13 protein-coding genes and 2 pseudogenes are annotated in these 20,477 nt (G+C 46.2%); 5 read left to right on the top strand and 10 right to left on the bottom strand.

Annotated elements, in window-relative coordinates:
- Positions 1–97: 97 nt before the first annotated feature.
- Positions 98–373, bottom strand: a complete 276-nt coding sequence (locus AXFE_RS19480) for a hypothetical protein (protein WP_152625802.1) — start codon at positions 371–373, stop codon at positions 98–100.
- Between AXFE_RS19480 and tnpA the strand changes: the two are divergent.
- Positions 374–811 (top strand): annotated as a pseudogene (gene tnpA, locus AXFE_RS21575) (IS200/IS605 family transposase).
- A 366-nt stretch (positions 812–1,177) separates the two neighbouring features.
- Here tnpA and AXFE_RS14260 read toward each other — a convergent pair.
- The 3 genes and pseudogenes from AXFE_RS14260 to AXFE_RS14250 all read right to left on the bottom strand — a co-directional run bounded on the left by AXFE_RS14260 (position 1,178) and on the right by AXFE_RS14250 (position 4,580).
- Positions 1,178–2,405 (bottom strand): annotated as a pseudogene (locus AXFE_RS14260) (ISAzo13 family transposase).
- Positions 2,406–2,751: 346 nt separating this feature from the next.
- Positions 2,752–3,924, bottom strand: coding sequence for a MalY/PatB family protein (locus AXFE_RS14255; RefSeq protein WP_052606626.1), 1,173 nt, complete (start codon positions 3,922–3,924; stop codon positions 2,752–2,754).
- A 329-nt stretch (positions 3,925–4,253) separates the two neighbouring features.
- Complete coding sequence (locus AXFE_RS14250; protein ID WP_052606625.1) at positions 4,254–4,580, bottom strand: hypothetical protein; 327 nt, start codon at positions 4,578–4,580, stop codon at positions 4,254–4,256.
- Positions 4,581–5,195: 615 nt separating this feature from the next.
- Here AXFE_RS14250 and AXFE_RS14245 point away from each other — a divergent pair.
- Positions 5,196–6,110: a hydroxymethylglutaryl-CoA lyase gene (locus tag AXFE_RS14245; protein WP_082058781.1), complete on the top strand. Its 915-nt coding sequence runs from the start codon at positions 5,196–5,198 to the stop codon at positions 6,108–6,110.
- A 286-nt stretch (positions 6,111–6,396) separates the two neighbouring features.
- On the opposite strand, the gene AXFE_RS14240 is transcribed toward AXFE_RS14245, so the two are convergent.
- Positions 6,397–9,564, bottom strand: a complete 3,168-nt coding sequence (locus tag AXFE_RS14240) for an EAL domain-containing protein (protein ID WP_160291877.1) — start codon at positions 9,562–9,564, stop codon at positions 6,397–6,399.
- 671 nt (positions 9,565–10,235) lie between these two features.
- On the opposite strand from AXFE_RS14240, the gene AXFE_RS14230 reads away from it, so the two are divergent.
- Positions 10,236–11,042 carry a phosphatase PAP2 family protein gene (locus AXFE_RS14230; RefSeq protein ID WP_152626112.1) on the top strand — a complete coding sequence of 269 codons (807 nt, stop codon included), beginning with the start codon at positions 10,236–10,238 and terminating at the stop codon, positions 11,040–11,042.
- Positions 11,043–11,261: 219 nt separating this feature from the next.
- On the top strand, positions 11,262–11,468 hold the full coding sequence (locus tag AXFE_RS14225; RefSeq protein ID WP_052606620.1) for a hypothetical protein: 207 nt from the start codon (positions 11,262–11,264) through the stop codon (positions 11,466–11,468).
- A 461-nt stretch (positions 11,469–11,929) separates the two neighbouring features.
- Here the strand turns inward: AXFE_RS14225 and AXFE_RS14220 are convergent, their stop codons facing one another.
- The 3 genes from AXFE_RS14220 to AXFE_RS14210 all read right to left on the bottom strand — a co-directional run bounded on the left by AXFE_RS14220 (position 11,930) and on the right by AXFE_RS14210 (position 15,780).
- Positions 11,930–12,379, bottom strand: coding sequence for a hypothetical protein (locus tag AXFE_RS14220; protein WP_152626111.1), 450 nt, complete (start codon positions 12,377–12,379; stop codon positions 11,930–11,932).
- 234 nt (positions 12,380–12,613) lie between these two features.
- Complete coding sequence (locus AXFE_RS14215; protein WP_052606618.1) at positions 12,614–13,525, bottom strand: alpha/beta hydrolase; 912 nt, start codon at positions 13,523–13,525, stop codon at positions 12,614–12,616.
- Positions 13,526–13,809: 284 nt separating this feature from the next.
- Positions 13,810–15,780, bottom strand: a complete 1,971-nt coding sequence (locus AXFE_RS14210; protein ID WP_082058780.1) for an APC family permease — start codon at positions 15,778–15,780, stop codon at positions 13,810–13,812.
- Between the two features lie 1,504 nt (positions 15,781–17,284).
- On the opposite strand from AXFE_RS14210, the gene AXFE_RS14205 reads away from it, so the two are divergent.
- Entirely contained in the window at positions 17,285–18,037 is a 753-nt protein-coding gene (locus tag AXFE_RS14205) for a Type 1 glutamine amidotransferase-like domain-containing protein (protein WP_160291876.1), read from the top strand.
- A gap of 436 nt (positions 18,038–18,473) precedes the next feature.
- Here the strand turns inward: AXFE_RS14205 and AXFE_RS14200 are convergent, their stop codons facing one another.
- The gene (locus tag AXFE_RS14200; RefSeq protein ID WP_052606616.1) at positions 18,474–19,082 is read right to left on the bottom strand and encodes a DoxX family protein; all 609 of its coding nucleotides are present in this window, start codon (positions 19,080–19,082) and stop codon (positions 18,474–18,476) included.
- A 763-nt stretch (positions 19,083–19,845) separates the two neighbouring features.
- Positions 19,846–20,385, bottom strand: a complete 540-nt coding sequence (locus tag AXFE_RS21815) for an IS1634 family transposase (protein ID WP_160291875.1) — start codon at positions 20,383–20,385, stop codon at positions 19,846–19,848.
- Positions 20,386–20,477: the final 92 nt, after the last annotated feature.

Here is a 20,477-nt window from a genome sequence, read left to right as displayed (position 1 = left end):
GGAGATACGCCAGCCAGAGTTCTTCGAGAACGATAGAGGCCGGTAGTTCTTCTTACGCCAAGGAGATCGGATCTTCATACCCTGCATGCGGTTTACCCTAGCTGTGGTTATGGCCTCTGAGAGATCGTGAGCGATTGTCTAAAGTGGTATGGGCGTGTAATGGACGGTCTTGGCGAGGTATCGAGTTGAGAAACCCTTGAATGTCGTACTTATTAGGAGAGCGCTTGGCTTTCCATTCGCCATGGACCCAATTGACCGCTTGGTTCCATAACAATGCTGCCCTATGGCACGAGTCATGGGCTAGACGATAAGAGGCCCCTGTCAGAGTGACGGACACGATAGCTGTTGTATACTCTGCGCTTTTACTAGCCATTTGATAACTAATATAGCATTATCTACTAAGGACTATATTTCACTACATGACGATGATTGGCGCAATGGAAGGCATGTGGTATATCAATTACATGCACACATCGTCTTGGTACCTAAATATCGACGTAATGTCATGACCGAGAGAGTTAGTGACGAGATCAGATCTGCGATTCTTGAGGTGTGTACTCGTTTCGATTCCACCCTTGATGCTTTTGAGACAGACGGCGATCATGCCCACCTACTGATCACCAACGCAGCTACTGATCACCTACCCACCTACTGATCACCTACCCACCTACTGATCACCAACGCAGCTAAAGTTGCCCTGTCGAGACTGGTGATGTCCATGAAGACACTTATCGCCATGAGAGTAAGGGCAAAGAACTGGCCGGAAGTCCGAGAGGCTTTGTGGGGGGAGCACTTTTGGTCGCCCTCCTAGTCGATAGTGTCCTGTGGTGGAGCCCCATTAGAGGAAGTGAAGAAGTACATAGAAAACCAGAAACTCCCAAGAGGTAAATCAGGTAGACCGAGAAAGAATTAGGTCGCTTGACCCCTCCCTCACGGAAACCGATTGCGCTCCCGTTGGTTCAAATGAAGTTGGCGGAGCCAATAGTAGAAAGACGGGTGTGAACCATTTCGAATATCATTTCAGGCGAAGACACCTTACTTCATGGAGGCTTGTAGCGATTTCACAAGGGATTTCCAAAGGGAATCGATACCGCGTGCTTGAACACCACGCTTTATCTGGTAAGCGAATCTTCGAACTCTGCAATTAAACGCAAGGCCCCGTAACGAAATAATCTTGTCAAGGTGATTGGTCCTGCGGAGAGATGGTGTAATTCCTTTCACCATGAAACTCAGCCCGATCGATATTTATCTGACGCAGCTCTTCGTCACTGACCTTTACCCCAAGAGGGTAACTGTTGGCGTCAAGTTCAGCGTTGATTTTGAGTCCGGTCGTTGTTTTCGCGTTAGCAATTGAGTTGATGATTACCTCATGCGAGACAAGAGGTCTTGCTCGCCAGTTCATTGTGATGTATGAGAACATCTTATGTTCAATCTTGTTCCACTTTGAAGTTCCAGGTGGTAGATGACAAAACGAAATTGGTATACCAATTTCGTTTGAGAGCTTTTAAAGTTCCAGTTTCCAAAGGCGAATCCTGCTTTCGTTGCTACCTCCGCCGTCAGCTGTGATCATGACTTTGGTGGTAGCTGGATATGCCAGAGATCCCATCTTCCGCCACCACCGAAGAATAGACTCTGTTGCAAAGCTTGCGGTATCGTGGTCTATCCCGACGCTCACCCAGCCTTTATTGCGACCGATGTCATAGACACCGTAAGGATTGGTCCTGCCAAGGGATGGATCGATAAAATCATTTACCAGGACTTCTTCAGCTTCACCCTTTGGTCTCCATGTTTTACCGCTGTTAGCAAATACACCAGTTAGTTCTTTCTTCTTGGCGTCTACCGATATGACAGGTTCACCTTCATCTAAAAGAGTTTTTGCACAAGACGCTATGAATTCAAACTGTGCATTACGATCAGCGTGTTGGGGACCTTCTAGATTCTTACGATTTGATTGCAGGCTGTAGTTGCGTTCGTGCAATAGGTTGGCCACTATAGAATGGCTTGTCTGGTGGCCCTGAGCCCTGAACTCATCTGCTAGTGGTCTGGTGGCCTTGGTGGTTCATCGAAGCGGCGATTGGGGATCACCGATAGTTGTTGACTCAAGGAGTGGTTCTAGATCGCCTGGCAGCGTATCATCAACTAGAACTGTTCTTTTGCGACCGCCACCTGGTCGTCTAATACGGTCGTCTTGCTTTCCCTTGGAAAGATCCAGCCCCGCAAGCTCCTTGAGTCCTGTATAGATCAGCCGGACGTGAAATATTCGTTGCTCGTGATACTAAAGAGACCCCACCATAACCGAGCACCTGAGCCTCCGCTGCCAAATACAGCCGACGCTGACGTTCGTTCAAGATACCCGAGATCAGTTGGTAACGCTTAGATATTGACGGTTCTTCGCCTACGCCCATACGATAGCGGACAAATTACAAGCATGTAATCATTATTTAATTACAAGTCTCAAGTCGATCTAATGCGACATTTTTAACAATTGCGGAGGGTTCGCCGTCTTTAGAACAGTTTTTGAAGATGACAAAATACGACGAGAGCGTTGTTATGGCAATATGGAGACCCCTTGGATTATCTCTAGCGCATGTGCTTCACTAGATCTATGGCTTTCAGGTGTGACTTCATGTCCAGCTATGAGATCTTCATCACCCTAAATAAGTTGGCCAAAGGAGTTGGCTTATGACACCTAACCTTTACGCTGCCTTCCGTCTCACTTTGGCTAGGGTTGTAGTGGGCTCATCATTTGACTTACTTGGTAATTGCCTCACCAATAGCCTCAAGGGCTCTTAGTAGGTTTTGACTTGAGGTCGCGAAATTTAAACGCGCAAAGGTCGATGACTCTGGTCCGAAATCAGAGCCTGAGCTTAGGGCCACCTTTGCTTTTTGTAGGATGATACTGGCTGGATCATCTCCTAAGCTAGAATTTTCGAAGTTGAGCCAGGCCAGATATGTTCCCTCAGGCATTGAGTAGCCAATGGGTAGATCGTGATGGTTTATAAAATCGCTGATCGTTTGACGATTCTTTTCTAACTGCCCCATAACTTCGTCTTGCCAGGCGTCGCATTCGCGCCAAGCCACTGTGGTTCCAACCATTCCTAAATTAGAGATGGCTCCCCGCATATGAAATGAGATCTTCTCAAAGCGGCTCTTGAGTGCCATAGATGAAAAGCCTGCAACTGCGCATCGCAAGCCAGCAAGGTTGAAGGCTTTCGACGCCGAAGTCAGTGTTATCAATGAGACGTCATAGTCGTCGACAAATTTAGCAATTGGGAGGTGTGAACGCCTAGGGTAGGTGATTTCTCCGTGGATCTCATCTGCCACAATTAATAAATTATGGCGACTAGCGATCTCCAAGGTGGCCCTGATCTCTACTTCAGTCATAACTCGACCGCTTGGATTATGAGGGTTACAAAGCAGGAGAATTTTAGCTTTTGGATCCGAAGCAATTTCGTCTAGCTGTTCGAAGTTGAACTGCATAGTGTCATTGGATTCAACTAGGGGGTTGAAGGCGACTTGGCGATCCAACTCTTTAGTAGCATGCATGAATGGAGGGTAGATGGGACTTTGGATGATTACGCTGTCGCCAGCTTCGCTAAAGAGGGAGATAGCGAAGTAAATCGATTGCACTACGTCAGTGGTGAGCAGTGCTAACGATGGGTCGACCTCGCATGAGAATTGATCGAGGTAACGACCCTGAAATGCCCCAATTGTGTCGTCGTATACCTCTTGTCTGGAATAGCCCAAGCCAAATCCACCAGCCGCCTTTGAGATTGCATCCACTACAGGCTGAGCGGATCCGAAATCCATATCGGCGATCCACATTGGGATAACGTCATCTTCGTATCGATTCCATTTGGTTCCATATGGATTACGTAATAGTTGTAACAACCGCTCTGAGGATGCGTTAAAGGTGTCGGACATGGCGTAGCTTCTCATTCTTTCGATTTGACTTTGTAGTCATAACGATAGATGGACTTCATATCTAGACCTCTTCGGGGTCTGATATTCCATCTAGTTTCTGGCAGAAACAACTCTAGCGTCTGGCCGAAACAACCTTAGCTTATGAACGACACTGTATCTAGCTGGATTCTGGAGGCTTTGGTCGTTTTTTTTGTTAACTATGGCCCAAAGATGATTTGAATGCAGACCAATTGCCAAAATAGTCGATAATATTAAATCTTTCCAGCTCAAATCGGCCAAACTACCAAAATGGAACATGGCGAAAGAGCCATGCACTCATGCCTTAGTATTTAGAGTTCAATCTTAGCTGCCGACTCGTTGTTATCATTTGGCAGAGATGAAATGATATCTGCCAAATTGGTAAACTGAGAGGTGGACTCGTCGATCTCGCTATTTTTTGGATCTAGTAGAAGCCTTGGTAGTTTCGGGGGTTCAGAGAATAAATTATCGTTCTTTGGAGGTGGAATGTCATCCTCACAAGACGCCTTCGGGGAATCTAATTGTCGCGCTGCCCTTCGTCTCTGGCAAGCCAATTTAATTAGAAGGCTAAGGCCGATGATCAGGAGTAAGAGTTCTAAGGCAATCTGAAATCCTATAAATGGTACTACGGCAGTCACGCGGGTCCTCTTCGTCTTTAGAAAATGTGGAGGTACTCCAATTCCATTATTTGATAGAACCTTTAAACAAACAAGTGATTGTTTATAAATTTGCCCCGGTCAAAGCCAGTTCCCTCTTAATCGTCGCTTTTTTGTTTCATTAATTTACATACTAAATCTATATATTACAGAAATGTTAGATTGTATTTTGCAAATTGCTGCAATATTTAAGGGTCAGGGGTGCTACCAGGCTTTGACATAATCGCATGGATTTAAATGGCGGTGTTGCGTGCTAATTTTTACATTTAGACGTTTGGTTTGTATTTCAATGGGTGAAATAGAGTTTGTATTTTGTTTCCCGATTAGATGCAGAGCGACTTACTCTTTATAGTGCCGTGGCTTAGATTTGACTCGACGCTGGCTTCGATATCACTTGTTAGCGCCCCCACTAGGGCTGCTACGCACAGATTGTTGGATTGTGGCTACGGTTGCGTTTTATGGTAAATCACATTGGCCATGGCGCCTGGTGGTGATAGATTAAGAAGTCTTGGTCGATATCTATACACCGGAGTCGTTTCAGGCTCGAGTCGGTAGTTTTGTATTTGATCTTTTGGAATTCTGTTAGAAGGTGGCTTTGTGAGTAGTTTGTTACCAAGAAGCGTTGAGATAGTCGAAGTGTCCCCTCGGGATGGACTGCAGAATGAGGCTGTAAATTTTAATAACAGCGAAAAACTCTTTCTGATCGAGTCCGCCATTGATGCAGGGCTAAACCGCATTGAGGTTGCCAGTTTTGTAAATCCTAAGCGAGTACCTCAGATGGCTGATGGAGACGAGGTTCTTCGCAGTCTCTCCGAGCGTGCCATGCAAGGTGCTATTGGGCTCGTCCTAAATGAGCGCGGTCTCGATCGTGCACTGATGACGAGGGTCCGAGAGATCAATTATGTGGTGGTTGTGACTGAGACTTTCTCGCAGAAAAATCAAGGTATGTCTGTCGCTGAGAACCTCGAGGCGCTTTATAGGATAGCCCCTCGAGCAGCGGCGAATGGACTTTCATTGACGGTTTCTCTCTCGGCGGCTTTTGGATGTCCTTATGAGGGCGAAGTTAGCATCGATAGATTTTCTAGCGTATTGTCGGCCATTGCGGAACTAGAGATTGACGAGGTGGCTATCGCCGATACCATCGGTGTAGCAGTTCCACCGATGGTTGAAGAGCGAGTGGCGCTCGCCAAAGAGTTGCTACCTAGTGACCTAAAGATTAGGTGTCACTTCCATAACACCAGAAATACTGGGTTGGCTAGTGCCTATGCTGCGGTTATAGCGGGTGTGGATGCATTGGATTCATCGCTTGGGGGAATTGGTGGTTGCCCCTTTGCACCTCGAGCAACTGGTAATATCCCGACAGAAGATCTGTGCTTTATGCTTGAGCGTTCCGGAATCTCTACTGGGGTAGACCTTGGAGCTGCTATTGAAATCTCGGAGTGGTTATCACAGAAGATGGGTCGCCCAGTGCCTGCACTACTGGGTCGTGCTGGAATCTTTCCGCCTCAATAGCTATTTCGCAAAGGGTGGAACTCATTGGCGGCGAGTGGGATGCCGTTAGATGATTTTAGGTTGTTGTAGAGGTACCAGAAGGGGCAGCACTTGGTCTTTGGCTTTGCTCGTTGATATCTTACAGGAGAGCTATCTAGTGCTAGTGCCGGGTTCTAGTGCCGGGTTCGTCTAGGTTGGCAGTTTATTTTATCCTGAATGCGTTAAAGCCTATAGGGTTCGTTGGAGTAGGTCATCGACTGGTAGTTAAATCATTTTCATGCCGAGACTTCAAGTTTGCAATGGACTCTTATGGTTTAAGGTCTTTGTGAAAGGTCATGCCACAATCTGAGTATGTATTTTGATCTAGCCACGTCAAGAGATCATTTAGGGGCATTGGATAGCCAAGGAGAAATCCTTGGATCTCATCGCAACCTAGGTTATCTAACGATTTGAGAGTTTCCTTATCTTCCACGCCTTCAGCTACGACTGAAAAAGAGAGTGCGTGACCTAGTTCGATGACGCCCTTTACGATAGAGAAGTCCTTTTCGCTGGTTGTGATATTCTCGATATAGCTTTTATCTATCTTGATAGCCGATGCCGCGACATTTCGGAGATGATTTAGGGATGAGAAGCCCGTTCCAAAGTCGTCAATTGAAAAGCGAAAGTTCTGTTCGGATAGACGCCTAAAGACACGCAGGGCATTGTCAGGATCGGCAAGCGACATCGTCTCGGTGAACTCCAATTCTAGAAAGGGAAAGGGTACGTTTCCTGCGCGCAACATCGTCTCTATTGTCTCAGCGATAGTTTCATCGGTAAAGAGCGATGGAGAGAGGTTTACTGCTATTGGAAGGCAGTATCCAAGTGCGCAAAGGGTTTGGATTTGATATATTGATTTTTCCAGGACCGTCTCGGTCAACGTCCTAATCTGACCGGTTTGCTCTGCCAGCCTGATGAATTGATCTGGTGCAACAAAGCCTCGTACACGGTGTTTCCATCTAGCTAGAGCCTCAAAGCCGGTAATCTTGCTAGTTTTGATGGCCATCTTAGGTTGTAAATAGACTTCAATCTCGCCGTTGTCGATCGCTTCAGTCAAATCAGACAGAAGCATCAAAGTCTCCGTGGTGGGATCGTTTGGCTTTGGTACGTAGAACTTGACACGAACTTGGGAGCTTTTTGCGTCATACATTGCCATGTCAACTTGACTTAGAGTCTTTTTCTGATCGGGAATGGAGCCACAGGGAACAATCGTCGCACCTATGGAAGCTGAAATTAAAAGGCGAACGCTTGAGAACTGCATAGGATAGGTAATGTCATCGAGGATGCCGTCGAGGATTGCCTGAGCATCTTTTTGTAGAGTCTCACGAGCTAGTGAGACGAAGATTCCGAACTCATCTCCCCCAATCCTTGCAATCGTGCAGCCGTCTACCACACATGTCCTAAGTACATCTGCGATCTTAAAGACGACCTTGTCTCCAACTTCATGGCCTAGTGCTTCATTAATCTGTCTGAATCGGTCGACATCTAGTGTTGCGACCAAGAGGCCCCCAGAAGAAGAGTTGTAGTTTTCTTCTAGGGCAATAGCTAATGCTTCCCTGTATGAATCACGATTCCAAAGGCCGGTTAGGCGGTCGAGGCGTGCTTGATTTAAATGGGCATGTTCTAATTCAGTGCGCTGAATCGTAGTGTTCAAGCTAGTCATAACGCCGTTGAGGAATTCCAAATTATCTTGCCGTACGGTAACGTCGTTCCGAGGAACTATTATTATTGCTCCCAGGATCTGATTTCGTCCCATGACCGGCAAGACGGCTACCTCGATGAACTGCTGTGATATCGCGCTAATTTCAAAGCCACCAAGCATTTCAGCCCCCCGTAGCAGGGCGACTTTTACCGCATCTAATGACTGTGCGACAGCGGTATTTCGACGGACATTTACTCGAATGGTAAATGGCTCTGCGTCTTGGTGAGTAGCTCCCACTAATATGCCAGAGTCTTCAAGTATTGGTGCGAAAAGGACGAAACGCGCGCCGCAGGCGTTTTTCAGCACCGCTATTGCCTCATCAATAGCGGATTGACTATCCTGAGCGATCATAAGACGTTGCCCTAGCTCTAATAGAGCTTGGGAGGTGGCAGCCTTTAGGGCTAGACGTGTCTTGGCTTGGAACATCTCTGTCGTATCAATGGCGATCGCCATCAACTGTTCGATGGATCCATCCCGGCCTGATTGTGCCTGGATATGGAGATCGATCTGTGTCTCGTGGATTTGGACAGATCCGTCAAATGACGCTTTGTTTTCCAGTAGGCGAACTACTTCATTTGCACCGTCAGATTGAGACTCCAATGCCAATGTGTTACCTTTGGCTATTTTAAAGAATGAAAATTCAGGGCGCGCTGAGGCCAACCCCCCTGCGTTCATAGTAACAACGCCATCTGAGTCGGTTGCCAACAGTGCTACTGGTGCATTTGCTAATAGCTTTTCCATGTTCAGACCAAAGTTTTGCTGTAACTCTTGTTCTAAATGGGCTTCGTGTATGTCTTCGATTTGGAGGAGCAGATATTTGGAATCTTCGGGGTTCGGTACTGAGAGTTGGACTCGTACCCAACGTTTGGATCCGTCCTTATGCACTAATCTCAGATTGTTGGTCGTGGTAGAGGAGGGCTGGTTCATGATTTCGTACCATTGGGCCATTGCAAGAGACCGTTCGCTCTCCTCGATGAACAGGGCTGCTCGAATACCGATTAATTCCTGCTGGTTTCGGCCAAGAATCTGACAGATGGAATCATTTGCAACAACGACCTTCCCGTCTTGATCGAGTAGGCAGATTCCCATCGGGGAATGTGTTATTGCCATGGCTAGGGTTCGTTCTTTGGAGGTGATTAAATCATTTTCGACTCCTGCCTTAGTCTCCTCGACGAAACTATTCCATTTGAGTGAGATGATTTTTGCAATTCGTTCGAGAATCTCCACCTTGGATTCGTCAAAATAGCCGACTATTGGCGAATATACAGCTAACGTGCCACGGTTATTCCGGTCAACCATGATCGGTAGCGTTACCAAAGATGCCAAGTTATTTTGTTGCGCTTCCCGTCGCCATGCACGCATCTTCATGTCAGATGCTACATCGTTGACGACTGTGGTCACTTGATTACGAATCGACCGTGCAGATGGTCCTCGTCCTTTTGTACCTTGTGTGATGTCAGTCTTAATCGAATCTATGTATCCTAGGTCTCTACCAGCTCGCGCTCTTGGTAGAACCGAGACATTATCCTCGCCTAATGTTCCGATCCAGATAAGGTTGAATTCTCCACTTAGCACCATTGAATCGCAGACCGACTGAAATAGCTCACCAATGGTAGAGGAGTTGATCACCTCGATTGTTACCTGCGAGAGTGCCTCGTAGAGGTGTAGAAGGGAATTTATTCTGCCGGCTAGCAAGTCCTCACCTTTTGAATCGGGAAAATAATTAGAGTCGTTCATAACGCCCATCGCGTCACGAGACGTCCGTCCAAACTCTTTGTGTTCTTTAGGGTCATTTGGGCTATTTCTCCAGGATCACAGGCGACCGTTGTTCTGTACAATTCTTATCTCAACTTAGAGCTCCTAGATGGAGTCGTTAATTCTATGTGATCTTTTATCGGACAGAAGTCTTGCGAACTTCACATATACGATTTCGCTTTGCTCGAATTGGTCTGATTGGAGATCGAAATCGAGCTACCTTTAGTGGCCGAATTTTCGGTAGAACAATCGCAGCCTTGGATTCACCCGGACAGGATAGAACGTTTCTGGAATTTTCAAATATTTTAGTTCAGGATGGGTGTGCTGCTTTGACTGTGCCTTATTAGCAAATTATTTTTAGTAGGTATCCAGAGGGGCTCGGGTGAAATTATCTTTATCAACATGACTTTACCGAAGGCGGCTATGCCAAGCGTGTTGTGCAACTTCAACTAATTGCCCTATTTGGGTGGCGACACATCCTAAGGGGTCCAATTGGACCGAACCATCGGGTGATAATGGTGGAGGTGAGCGCGGAATCTTCTCATTTATTGCTACTTTTGCTGGTAGAACGTAAAAGATTTATCACGTGAGCTTTGAATCGCTATAGGGTGGCTAGCCTTTTTTCTGTCCTAAGTCCAGTTAACGGGAGATACATGGCTGAATCGCGATTTTCAAAGTTGGCTCCAAGAAAAGTAGTGAATGGTAAGACAATCCGCTTTTGGAATCAGCTCATTTTGATCTTGGTTATTTACTTTGGCTACGAATTGACATCATCGCTGGCCTCTGGGGCTACATCGGTGGCTCGAACCAATGCGATTCGTGAAGTAAACATTGAAAAGTTTTTTGGCTTCTTCTTTGAAAGCTCTTTCCAAAAGTACTTTTTAGACCACGCCATTTGGCTTATCAAGTTAGCAGATATCTATTATACTACCGTCCACTTCTTGCTCCCGGTTTTGGTACTCGTTTTGCTATTTTGGCGTTATCCACACCGTTACATCCTATGGCGAAACACCATGGCTCTTCTAAATGGATTTGCCCTCATTGTCTTTATCGTCTTGCCTGTCATGCCACCGCGCCTTCTTCCTCGTAGCTATCATTTTGTCGATACGCAAGCTGTAATTGGCGGTGCTGGTACGCTAGACGCGACTTTGATGAAAGACGCAGGTAACCTTTACGCCGCAATGCCGAGCTTGCATATGGCCTGGGCGTTGTGGTGCACCTTCGCAATCGTTTGCGTGGTAAGAAAGAGGTGGCTGAAGGTTCTTTTACTTCTCCATCCAATTATTACTATATTCGTAGTAATTGTCACTGCAAATCACTTTTGGATCGATTTGGTCGGTGGCTTTATCGATTTTTACATCTCCTATTTCATCGCTGGAGGAAGAAAACTTGAGTTTTGGAACGAGAGAGGTAGATTTAGTGATTTGCAATCGCTGACCACGCGAGGGGCATCAAAATAGTCAACGCGGCCTACATGCGCCAAACATCTCCTGATCCAATCTGTCGGTATGTCTCTTTAGACAACCGATACGGTTATGTGTTTGGCTGTTACAATCCCTCCTGGGATTGTAACAGCCAGGGTGATGCAGATCACGTAGCCTCCATGAACATCAAGTCAAAGTTCCAAGATCGCCAGATCAACCGGTTCACTCCCTATCGGTAAGTGAGAAAGAGCCTCGATGAGAGGTTCCTACGCTAAATGGAAAGCCGAAAGCGTCCCAATGGGTGCCAAGGCTACCGCTTCGGTGAGGACTCCAAGCAAACCACGACGATGCAGTTTGGACGTGGAAGATGGACAATCACCGACTCGCCTTGGTTCTGTCTCTATGGATAGAAAGAAAGACACAAAGGCGGCTGGAGGAAGAAAGCAAAAGAGGTGCATATAAATGTATATGTATCTTGGAGCGGAATCTCTTTTGTGCCTAGAGGATCTCCAGCAATAAGAAGGATACTTGTGGCGATGTGAAGCTTATCTATAACTGTCGAGTCCGGCTGTTTCAGACCAAGTTCCATGGCGGTGACTGAGCTGTTTATCTGTCCAATTTAGGTCTTTGATCGCCAAGAGCCGATTCTTGGCGATTGATTTACTACTGTTAGCCTACTGAAGCCAGATCGTGAGAGATTAGCTATCTTTGTGCTGGGGTTCGGTGACAAAGGCAAGATCAAACCCTTTGACTTTTAAGCTATTTTTCCATTGAGGTTGGCTCTACCATTTCGATGGTGCTAAATCGTCGGGGAGTTAATCTTTCAGAAAAGGTTACCACTCGATGCTTTCGATGTTGCTTAGCGATGTTTATAATCGCTTGGCAAGAGGTCTCTATATTGAGATGGGCAGAGGAAACTCTAGCTAGCTCCCACTTTGGGTGTGGACAAACTTTTGAACTGGTAGCCACCTAACACCAGATTTGTGCTGTGCTGCAATGGCATGGATAGTGTTACAACTTCCCCTGTATTCTACGTAATGAACCTGTCCACTGTTTAGCGTTTGTGGTACCAGGATGGAACAGACGTAGGTTGTAACTTGAGTGGGGACGTTAGCCGTAGTAGGTGTGGATTGTTGCGCTGTCTGTAGCGCCAGGGCCGCTGCTGCATGTGAAGAAGGAACCCATTTAGATGAGGTCGGGAGCGGTTGATGGTGAATTGATCCTAGCCAAAATATCGTGACAATTACACCAATTCCGAAGATGATCATATCGATTGTTCCGGCAAGCATAGGAACAAGATCTTTCTTAGAAAAGAATTTCTCCGTTGAAGCGTCGTCAACCTTTTCAGTGTCATCGATTGTCTGTACCATCATGTTACCCCTAGATCTACCTTAGATACAAGATCTAACGTTTAATGATAGATGAATTATTGCCGCCGTAGGGTAATTCCCGAAATTGCCTTCCATCTATAGGTCGACATGGCCCCAAGATGAATGCTAGCAACGGTAACGTGCTTATTTGTTTACGACCTTAGACCACCATCTTGCCTCCGCTCTAGAAATGCTAGATTAAATTGCGTCGGTTTAGCTATTCCAAGTCGCCTTCACCTAGGTTGAGAGACCGAAATTTAAAAAAGATGCAATAGCGTTCCATGTAGCTTTGGCTTCTGGTATGGGAAATAGGGGCCATACATGCCAAAGGTGTTCTCCAATGATCAACTTGCACCTTATGCCTATGCGTGCGAGGTTGTCATAGAGACGAAGCGAATCGTCAAATAGAATCTCATCACTTCCAACGAAGATAATCGTCTCTGAGCAATCATCTAGGTTGCCAAAGAGCGGAGAAGCCAAGGGGTGACTTGGGTCATTTTCTCCTAGATAGAGTTTTGCGGTAAGTGAGATGCCGTCACTATTTAGCCATGGGTCAATCTTGGAATTAGTCATTACCGAAGAACCTGAACCGGTCAAGTCGGTCCAAGGGCTCAAAAGAAAGATGCGACGGGGGAGCGCTAGTCCGAGCTTCTTTAATTCCTGAACCAATGCAAGAGCTAGGCCCCCACCGGCACTATCGCCACCTAGGACAATATTGCGGGCTTCGACGCCTGATTCTAAAAGACCCCTGTAAGATTTTACCGCATCTATCACTGCAGCTGGAAAGGTATTTTCAGGGGCGAGTCGATAATCGATTACGACGGCGGAGCACTGCGCTCTTTTGGTGATTTGGGAGATGAAGTAACGGTGCGTCGCCGGGGAACCACCAATGTAGGCGCCTCCATGGAGATAGTATAAGACCATCTCACTGTGTCTTTTTTTGGGGACTACCCATTCACATTCAACGCCGCCATAGTATCTGGTTTCAGTTTCAATCTCTAGAATCCTAGAAATTACGGCTTTTCGAAGAGCGCTCTCACCTTTTGGCCTCTTAGGGAGTTTGGTCAGATCAAGTGGTCTCTTTCGGTTTTGTTGTTTTTTTATAAGTAAAACTTGACGTGCTACGTGGGCTCTAAAAGAGGTATCCATCTATACTTTCACCATCTAGATCAGAGTGTATCTTTGTGAATATCTACTCCATATCACAATAATATCCATCGATAATTATTTGAAATTGTATTGAATTATCTGAGATTTCAAGATCAAAGCGAGATCGAGGGGTTTTGCTCGATAATGGTTCCATGCTCCACGTGCCCTGGATCCTTAAACACAATTGAATGTGTATAATTCCTAACGGAAAGAGCAGACCCAGAGCTCAAAGATAAGTTAGAAATCCATGTAAAACATCGGAACTTGCTATCGTCCTGGATCATCTAACGCTCCGTCCGGTCAAGGCGATATTTTGCTCTGGCGACTATTAGGTCGCTCCGCTTGCTCAATGAGGCGGACAGCAGCAGGTCAGTTTGATTATGTAGAATTCGGTAACGACCTTTATCAGGAATGATCACGGGGATGAGCACTACTATCTGATTGTCTATAGAGTTGCGAAGCTGATCGATATAGTCGACAATCGGTTTGACAATGGATGAGTAGTCGCTCTCAATTATCTCTAGCTGGATTCCAGGATTCCATTTCATCCATTCTTTGGCGAGATCGTCCTTTTTCGTAGGAGTCAATTTTTGAGATTCATCAAGAGTCGGGTCGGTGTTGTATACATAAAGGGCGATCGCCTTTTGCCCAAGAGATAACGCTTCACCAATTGCGTACTGGGTTAGTTTTGAGATTTGAGAAATAGGTATTATTACGGTTGTTTCTTGTGATTTCGGCTTCGAAGGAATCGTGCCTAATTGCAGCGATGTGCTTACTCTTAGATAGTAGTTTTTGATGCGTAAAAAAAGAAGAATGATAAGTGGAACTGCTATCACTACGAGCCATGCACCGTTGAGGAACTTTGTGAGGAGGAATATCAAGGTGGAGACTCCGGTCACGGTCGCCCCGAATCCATTGATTGCAGCTTTGCGTTTCCATCGACTCGGCTTTGTTCGTTTCCAGTGAACCACGAGACCTATCTGCGAAAGGGTGAATCCTGTGAAAACACCAATTGCAAACATGGGAATCAGATTATTTGTGTTGCCATTGACTCCGATAAGCAGCAATGCTGAGAAAAACGAGAGGGTCCAGATTCCTGTGGAGAAAACTTGGCGTTCTCCTTTGAGAGCAAATCTGTGTGGTAAGAAGTTGTCCTGAGCCAGAAGACTTGCTAGTATCGGCAGTCCTCCGAATGAAGTGTTTGCGGCGAGACCCAGCACCAAGGTGATAATTATTGAGAGTGCTAAAAAAGCGAAATTGCGACCCATCGTAATAGCCATGATTTGGCTTAATGCTGTCTGGGTGGCGTTTGGTGCAACGTGAAAGCGATTCGCGAGTACGGCAAGACCAATTAGCATGCTACCCAAGATCAGGCCAAGAAGCATTTCGGTTTTTTTAGCCCTTGGCACTCGGGGCTCCTTGTAAAGCGGTACTCCATTTGCTATCGCTTCGACGCCAGTAAGCGCGCTGCAGCCGGCTGAAAAGGCTTTGAGAATTAATAAAATGCCCAGAGTCTGTGTGGTCTTCGATGTGATGTGAAATGTCAAGTCTTTGGCCGAAAGCGCCAGGGGATGGATTAGCCCCAGTACGATGACGGCATAGATGCCGATAATGAAAAGTGCAGTCGGAAGTAAGAAGACCCTAGCTGTTTCGCCAAGTCCCCTCAGGTTCATTAAGGTAAGAATTGCGAGAAAAGCGAGACATGGGGGAACTGTTTGGGGTGCAAGTTGCGGAAAGGCTGAGGTGAGCGCCCCCACGCCAGCCGCAATTGAGACTGCCACTGTCAGCGTATAGTCAACTATTAACGCAGCTGCTGCGACGAGACTGATGTTTTTGCCCAAGTTGGCTTTTGAGACCGCGTATGCTCCTCCGCCGGTAGGGTATGCTTCGATCACCTGCCGGTAGGATGTGACCAGGATAGCGAGCAGAATTACGATTACAATCGTAATTGGTAGCATGGCGTTCAATGCAGTTGCCCCACCAACCACCAGGACACTTAGGAGAGCTTCTGGACCATAGGCTACCGAAGTGAGCGCATCTAGCGATAGAGCCGAGAGGCCCTCAATCGGATTGATCCGTTCTTTTGCCGACTCGGATGTGCGCAGTGGTCGACCGATCAACAATCTCCAGAGGTTGAGAGGACTTTTTTCCGATCTGGTCGTGGTAAATCTTAATTCCCGTTGAGCTGGTTCATCCTGTACAGTGGTGGAATTAGAGGCGCTGTTTCCTGTCCGCCATTTGTTTCGATGAACCATTGCCACCTAATGCTAGTCCGGCGAATGAATATCTGATATCTCGATATCGTCGAGTTGCGAAATTACCAACGCCCGACAAGTTGCTTGGGATTGATGAATACCCATCGACATATCACCAAGATCTACTACTTGTGTTTTTTGGGAAGCTTCTCTTTGCTAAAAGAACAGTTCTTTAGGTTTGGGCTGGTTGGAAGGCTTTCAATTGATTAATCCCCTCCTAATTTGAGGTTTGTATCTATGATACAGATGGAGAAAATCATTTTGAAGCCAAAAAAGCATATCCAGAACAAGGTGCCGAGGAAGGTCGCCGAAGGGTACAAGACGTTCAACGAAGAGTTTCTTGACCATGATGCAATCGTAAGGGGTTAAAGGCCATCAAGCGCTGCAAACCAGCGCCATGAAAAATGTATGAAGACGATCATCGCAGCATTATGAGGTCTGCTAGTGGATAGTAAGTCCATCTTTTAAGTCCCGCTCTCCTGAAATCGGCATAACCCTTATGTCTATCCGATCGATCTCCATTGCGCCGCAACACAATTGACTTCCCGAGCTGAATCTTTGAATATGAGCCCAAGGAGATGAACTTGAAAACGGCGACCTATCAGGCAGCACCTAAGAAGCACGAGTGCTGTTAGGAATCAATGACTATGACTTGAAACTATTTTTGAACTCAATGCTCTCTTGGGTGCCATGTGCGCTGAATGCTAACCATAGTTTGACCTTTTGAGCTTCCTGGCCAAGTAATGCAAATTCAGAGATGAGGAAAGAAGCCTCTAGCTCCGTGGTTCTTTCGATATTAATTTACTAGAAAGGATATCAAATCGGCACAAGCTGCGTTGGTAGCGAGCCAGGGTGATGAGCGTTGAGCTGAAAGGCGGAGATACCTCCATTTGATAAGTGCTACGAACATGAGCAAAAGTCAACGATGCTATGACGAATAGAACCCCTTATGCAGAATATCACAACCCAGGAAGAATCAATGCTATGGGTTTGCCTGGCTGGTTGCCTCGTTACTGGCTAGACGGTGTCTCTTGTTAAAGTTGGCATGAGCGCAGTAGCGGCGGGGTAGGGGCCCAGTAGTGGCGCAGCAATGGCAGGGGTAGCGGTTTTCCTATCGAACTTGCGAATCAGTCGTGCATTTTCTCCCTAAGGGAATCCCCGAAACGAAATAAACCGAGGCCAAAAGCTAATGGTACGAGTACCGGATGCTACGCAGCGGGGAGGAGTGAGCTGTAGCGGCGACGTTGGTCTTATAATGAAACTTTGAGCAAAGGCGTAAGGATGTTGCTGGCAGCACAGGCGAACCGACTGTAGCGGACTAGCCAATTCAGCAGCCAAAAGCAGTGATCACATGAGGACGTTGGTCGATTTTCTCTCAGGACTGATAGCGCATGGACCTATATCGCTTTAGGGAAATCTTTTCTTTGAAATGGGCTAACTTTATAGTAGACCTCTTATGGGTCTAGCTTTGTTTTTATAGTCGCAAATGAAGGGTAGTGGAACTTTGCAAGATGACAACTCTTCGATGAGTCCTGGTCCAATAGCCCTAATCGGTTCTGGTGAATATCTGGAATCGATGGCATTGATTGAGGCATCACTACTCGATGGACGTAAACCGAATTTTATTCAGATTCCTACTGCAGCTTCCGCAGAAGGGCCCGAACGCCTTGCATATTGGATCGAACTCGGCAGGGCACAAGCAAGGAGGCTTGGGGTCCAGGATGTCGCTGTGCCAATTGGCAATCGTATGCAGGCGGATAACGGTGAATTCGACGGGGTACTAGCTGAAGCCGGGTTGATCTATTTCTCAGGCGGCAATCCTAGCCTCCTCGTTGAAACTTTGTCGGGAACGAGATTTTTGCACCTAGCAATTGAATCATGGCTAGGCGGAAGTGCCTTGGCGGGATGTAGCGCGGGAGCAATGGCCTTAGCTGGTTGGATCCCTAAGCTCCGACCTACTCATAAGGAGCGTCACGGGTTTGGAGTTATTCCTGATCTAGCCGTGATCCCCCATTTTGATCGTTTAGTCGGACGCTTACCTCAAGGATTGGTGAATTTTGGATTGGAAACATCTAATGGAATCGACATAGTTGGAGTCGACGAAGAGACTGCTCTGATCTGGGAGGATGGATCTTGGAGGGTTGAAGGTGTCCGCAGTGCCTGGTTGATTCGCGATGGGGAGCGATACCGTCTCGGTCGTGGCCAAGATTTGGCGACTTGGAAGCTACCGATGCCAAGGTTGACCTTGAATCCTTGAGGTAATTGTTTGGTATCTAGGCGGAAGGAATCCAATGTTCATAGATCACGGCGTGACCATATTATTAGAAGTATAGCAATCGGACATTGCTTTTGTCCTTGAAGATCAATGATGAAAAGCGAGCACTTCTCGGGAAGTGGTCGAAATCAATGGATAAATAGTTAATTGAGCCTCAACGGTTCTGAAACTAACTATAGCTGTGATTTGCGGGTTTAGAGATTTCACATGCTTGGAGGTGGTGTATAACCAGTCATGAAGGATCTAGTAGGTTTTGGTAAGCTCGCCGTGTGATCTCTTGGCCCAGATGATGTGAGAATTCCGTTTTTTCGCTTTGTGACCCTCCTATTTGATAATGAACACAAAAAACCCCTTTGAATGGGGTCAAAGGGGTTTTTTGTGACTGGGCTAATTCTTTTCAAACTGCCTTTTTAGGAAGTTACTTTTGAGTTGCTGCTTCTTTTGTTTGAGGGGTCGAAATAATTTTTGCGACATCTACGTCATATTGATTGGTTCGTCGTTCAAGTAGGTAAGGAAGTACGTATCGGTCAGCTCCAAGATTTCCAGCATTTTGCCATGCGAAGATCAGGAAGACTCCGATGAGCAGGTAAATAGGATTTACACCGATGGTTCCGGACAGGAGATACATGATGTTCAGGCCGACTCCAAAGAAGGCTGCAACTCCGGTAAAGAGGCCAATAATAAGGCCAAGGCCGATTGCGAGCTCTCCCAAGGTTACCAACTTGGCGATGATCGCATGGTTAGGTCCCACGAAGTTGGTCATGAAGGAGACCCACCACCCATAAACGACAGATGCGTGTGCACCAGTGGAATGGGCTTGAGCTGATGTCGCGAATCCGGCTACGCCTTTACCTCCATTCCAGAAGCTAGAATATTCTGCACCGAACATCTTTTGCCAACCGGCATCCAGCCACTTATAACCGAGCCAAAGTCTCGCGACTAGCCAAATATAGCTGGCTCCCTTGCTTTGATATAGCCACCTAAAAGGTCGTAAAGTTGAAACATTTACTAGTTGAATTTTCTTCATCTAAAACACCTACCCTGATATTAACCTCGATAGGTATGAGATCATTTATCTCTTGCTCTCTATCAGAGGCTTTAATTAGTAATCTAATAAATTGCTTATCTTTAGACAAGGGCCCTTTGCACCTATCTGGTGTGACCCAGGTCTCGAAATGGCCCTAATGCCTTGTAGATCTCTTGACGCATGTGGGGTGCGAGTTTAAAGCTACGTATCGACTCCTGTTTGTAACGCCACATTTTCGATTGGGCAGTTAAGTTATATCTATGGAATGCTCAATCCCACCAGAGATATTGCTTATCTAAATAGACTAATAAATCTAATTATTATGAGCAGGCAAAATTGTGAATTGCTAAGATCGGTCGGTAATAATTCCTCATTGATATCGATTAGTTTATTTATATTCTTAATTTCAGTTTTGATATAATAAGTCAACCTCGGAATAAATTATTGGAATTTGTATCGATTAGAATGTCATTAGGCAAGGCCTTTGACTAGATAGAACCGCAATAAGTATGGCTTGGTCCTTATTGTCGCAATAGTCTGAGTTTGCATCATTGATCGGGCTTTAGGGGTTTTCTTTTTCTGGAGCCCCTAAAGGTTTCTAATGGATCTATCTCAAACCGACCAAAAACAGATAGGTTTGTCTCTTTTAGAATTATGGTCGCCCAAGGTTGCCTTGATTCTTCGGGCCAGCAACACTAACCCATCTTTCCGAAAATCAACCTATTCTCCCAGCTAGTTGAGTATGTGGTCTTACGTTGGGACACTACAAATGCGTCGCAATGGTCTTTATCCGTTTAAGGGGATCACTAACTCCTAAGAGACGGTAGATCTCTTTGTGAACCGGCTCAGAAACACCACTAGTGCGGATGTGATAGACAACGCCTTTATCTGATGTAAGAACTATGGTGGCTCGGCGGTGACTGTTGAGTTGCTCTTTAATGGTTGACCATCTTCTCTTATCGTTATTTTGCCTCAAGGTCAGCTCAATGGCACTAAGGAGGTGATAGGCAAGTACTGAGATGAAGAGGTGAGCAGCAGTTCGGCTAGCTAGTTGATGATAGACCGGTCGAAGTCCAAGATCACTCTTGAGGGATCTAAAGGCATCTTCTACTTTAGTGAGAGTCGTATAGATATTCCAGATCTCACCTGCATCTAGCTCGCTATGGCTGGTGTCTATGACGTAGGCTCCTTGGAGATTATCATCTTTGGCTTTAGTGGGGTTTTTTNCTGTAATAGTGAGATTGATTACTTTGTCAAAGCGTCTCTTTTTGATGATCTTGCCATTGGTCTTGATGATATTCAAGGGAATATCTCGTATTTGGAAGCAAATACTTGGGGTACTTGGGCCCTTTGATGCGTCCGATACGCTCTGAGACAACTGTGGTCTTAGATATA

Source organism: Acidithrix ferrooxidans (assembly GCF_000949295.1).
In the GTDB taxonomy this organism is placed as follows: Bacteria; Actinomycetota; Acidimicrobiia; order Acidimicrobiales; family Acidimicrobiaceae; genus Acidithrix; species Acidithrix ferrooxidans.
The sequence above is the reverse complement of the archived record's forward strand: the minus strand, read 5'-3'. Positions and strand labels throughout refer to the sequence as shown.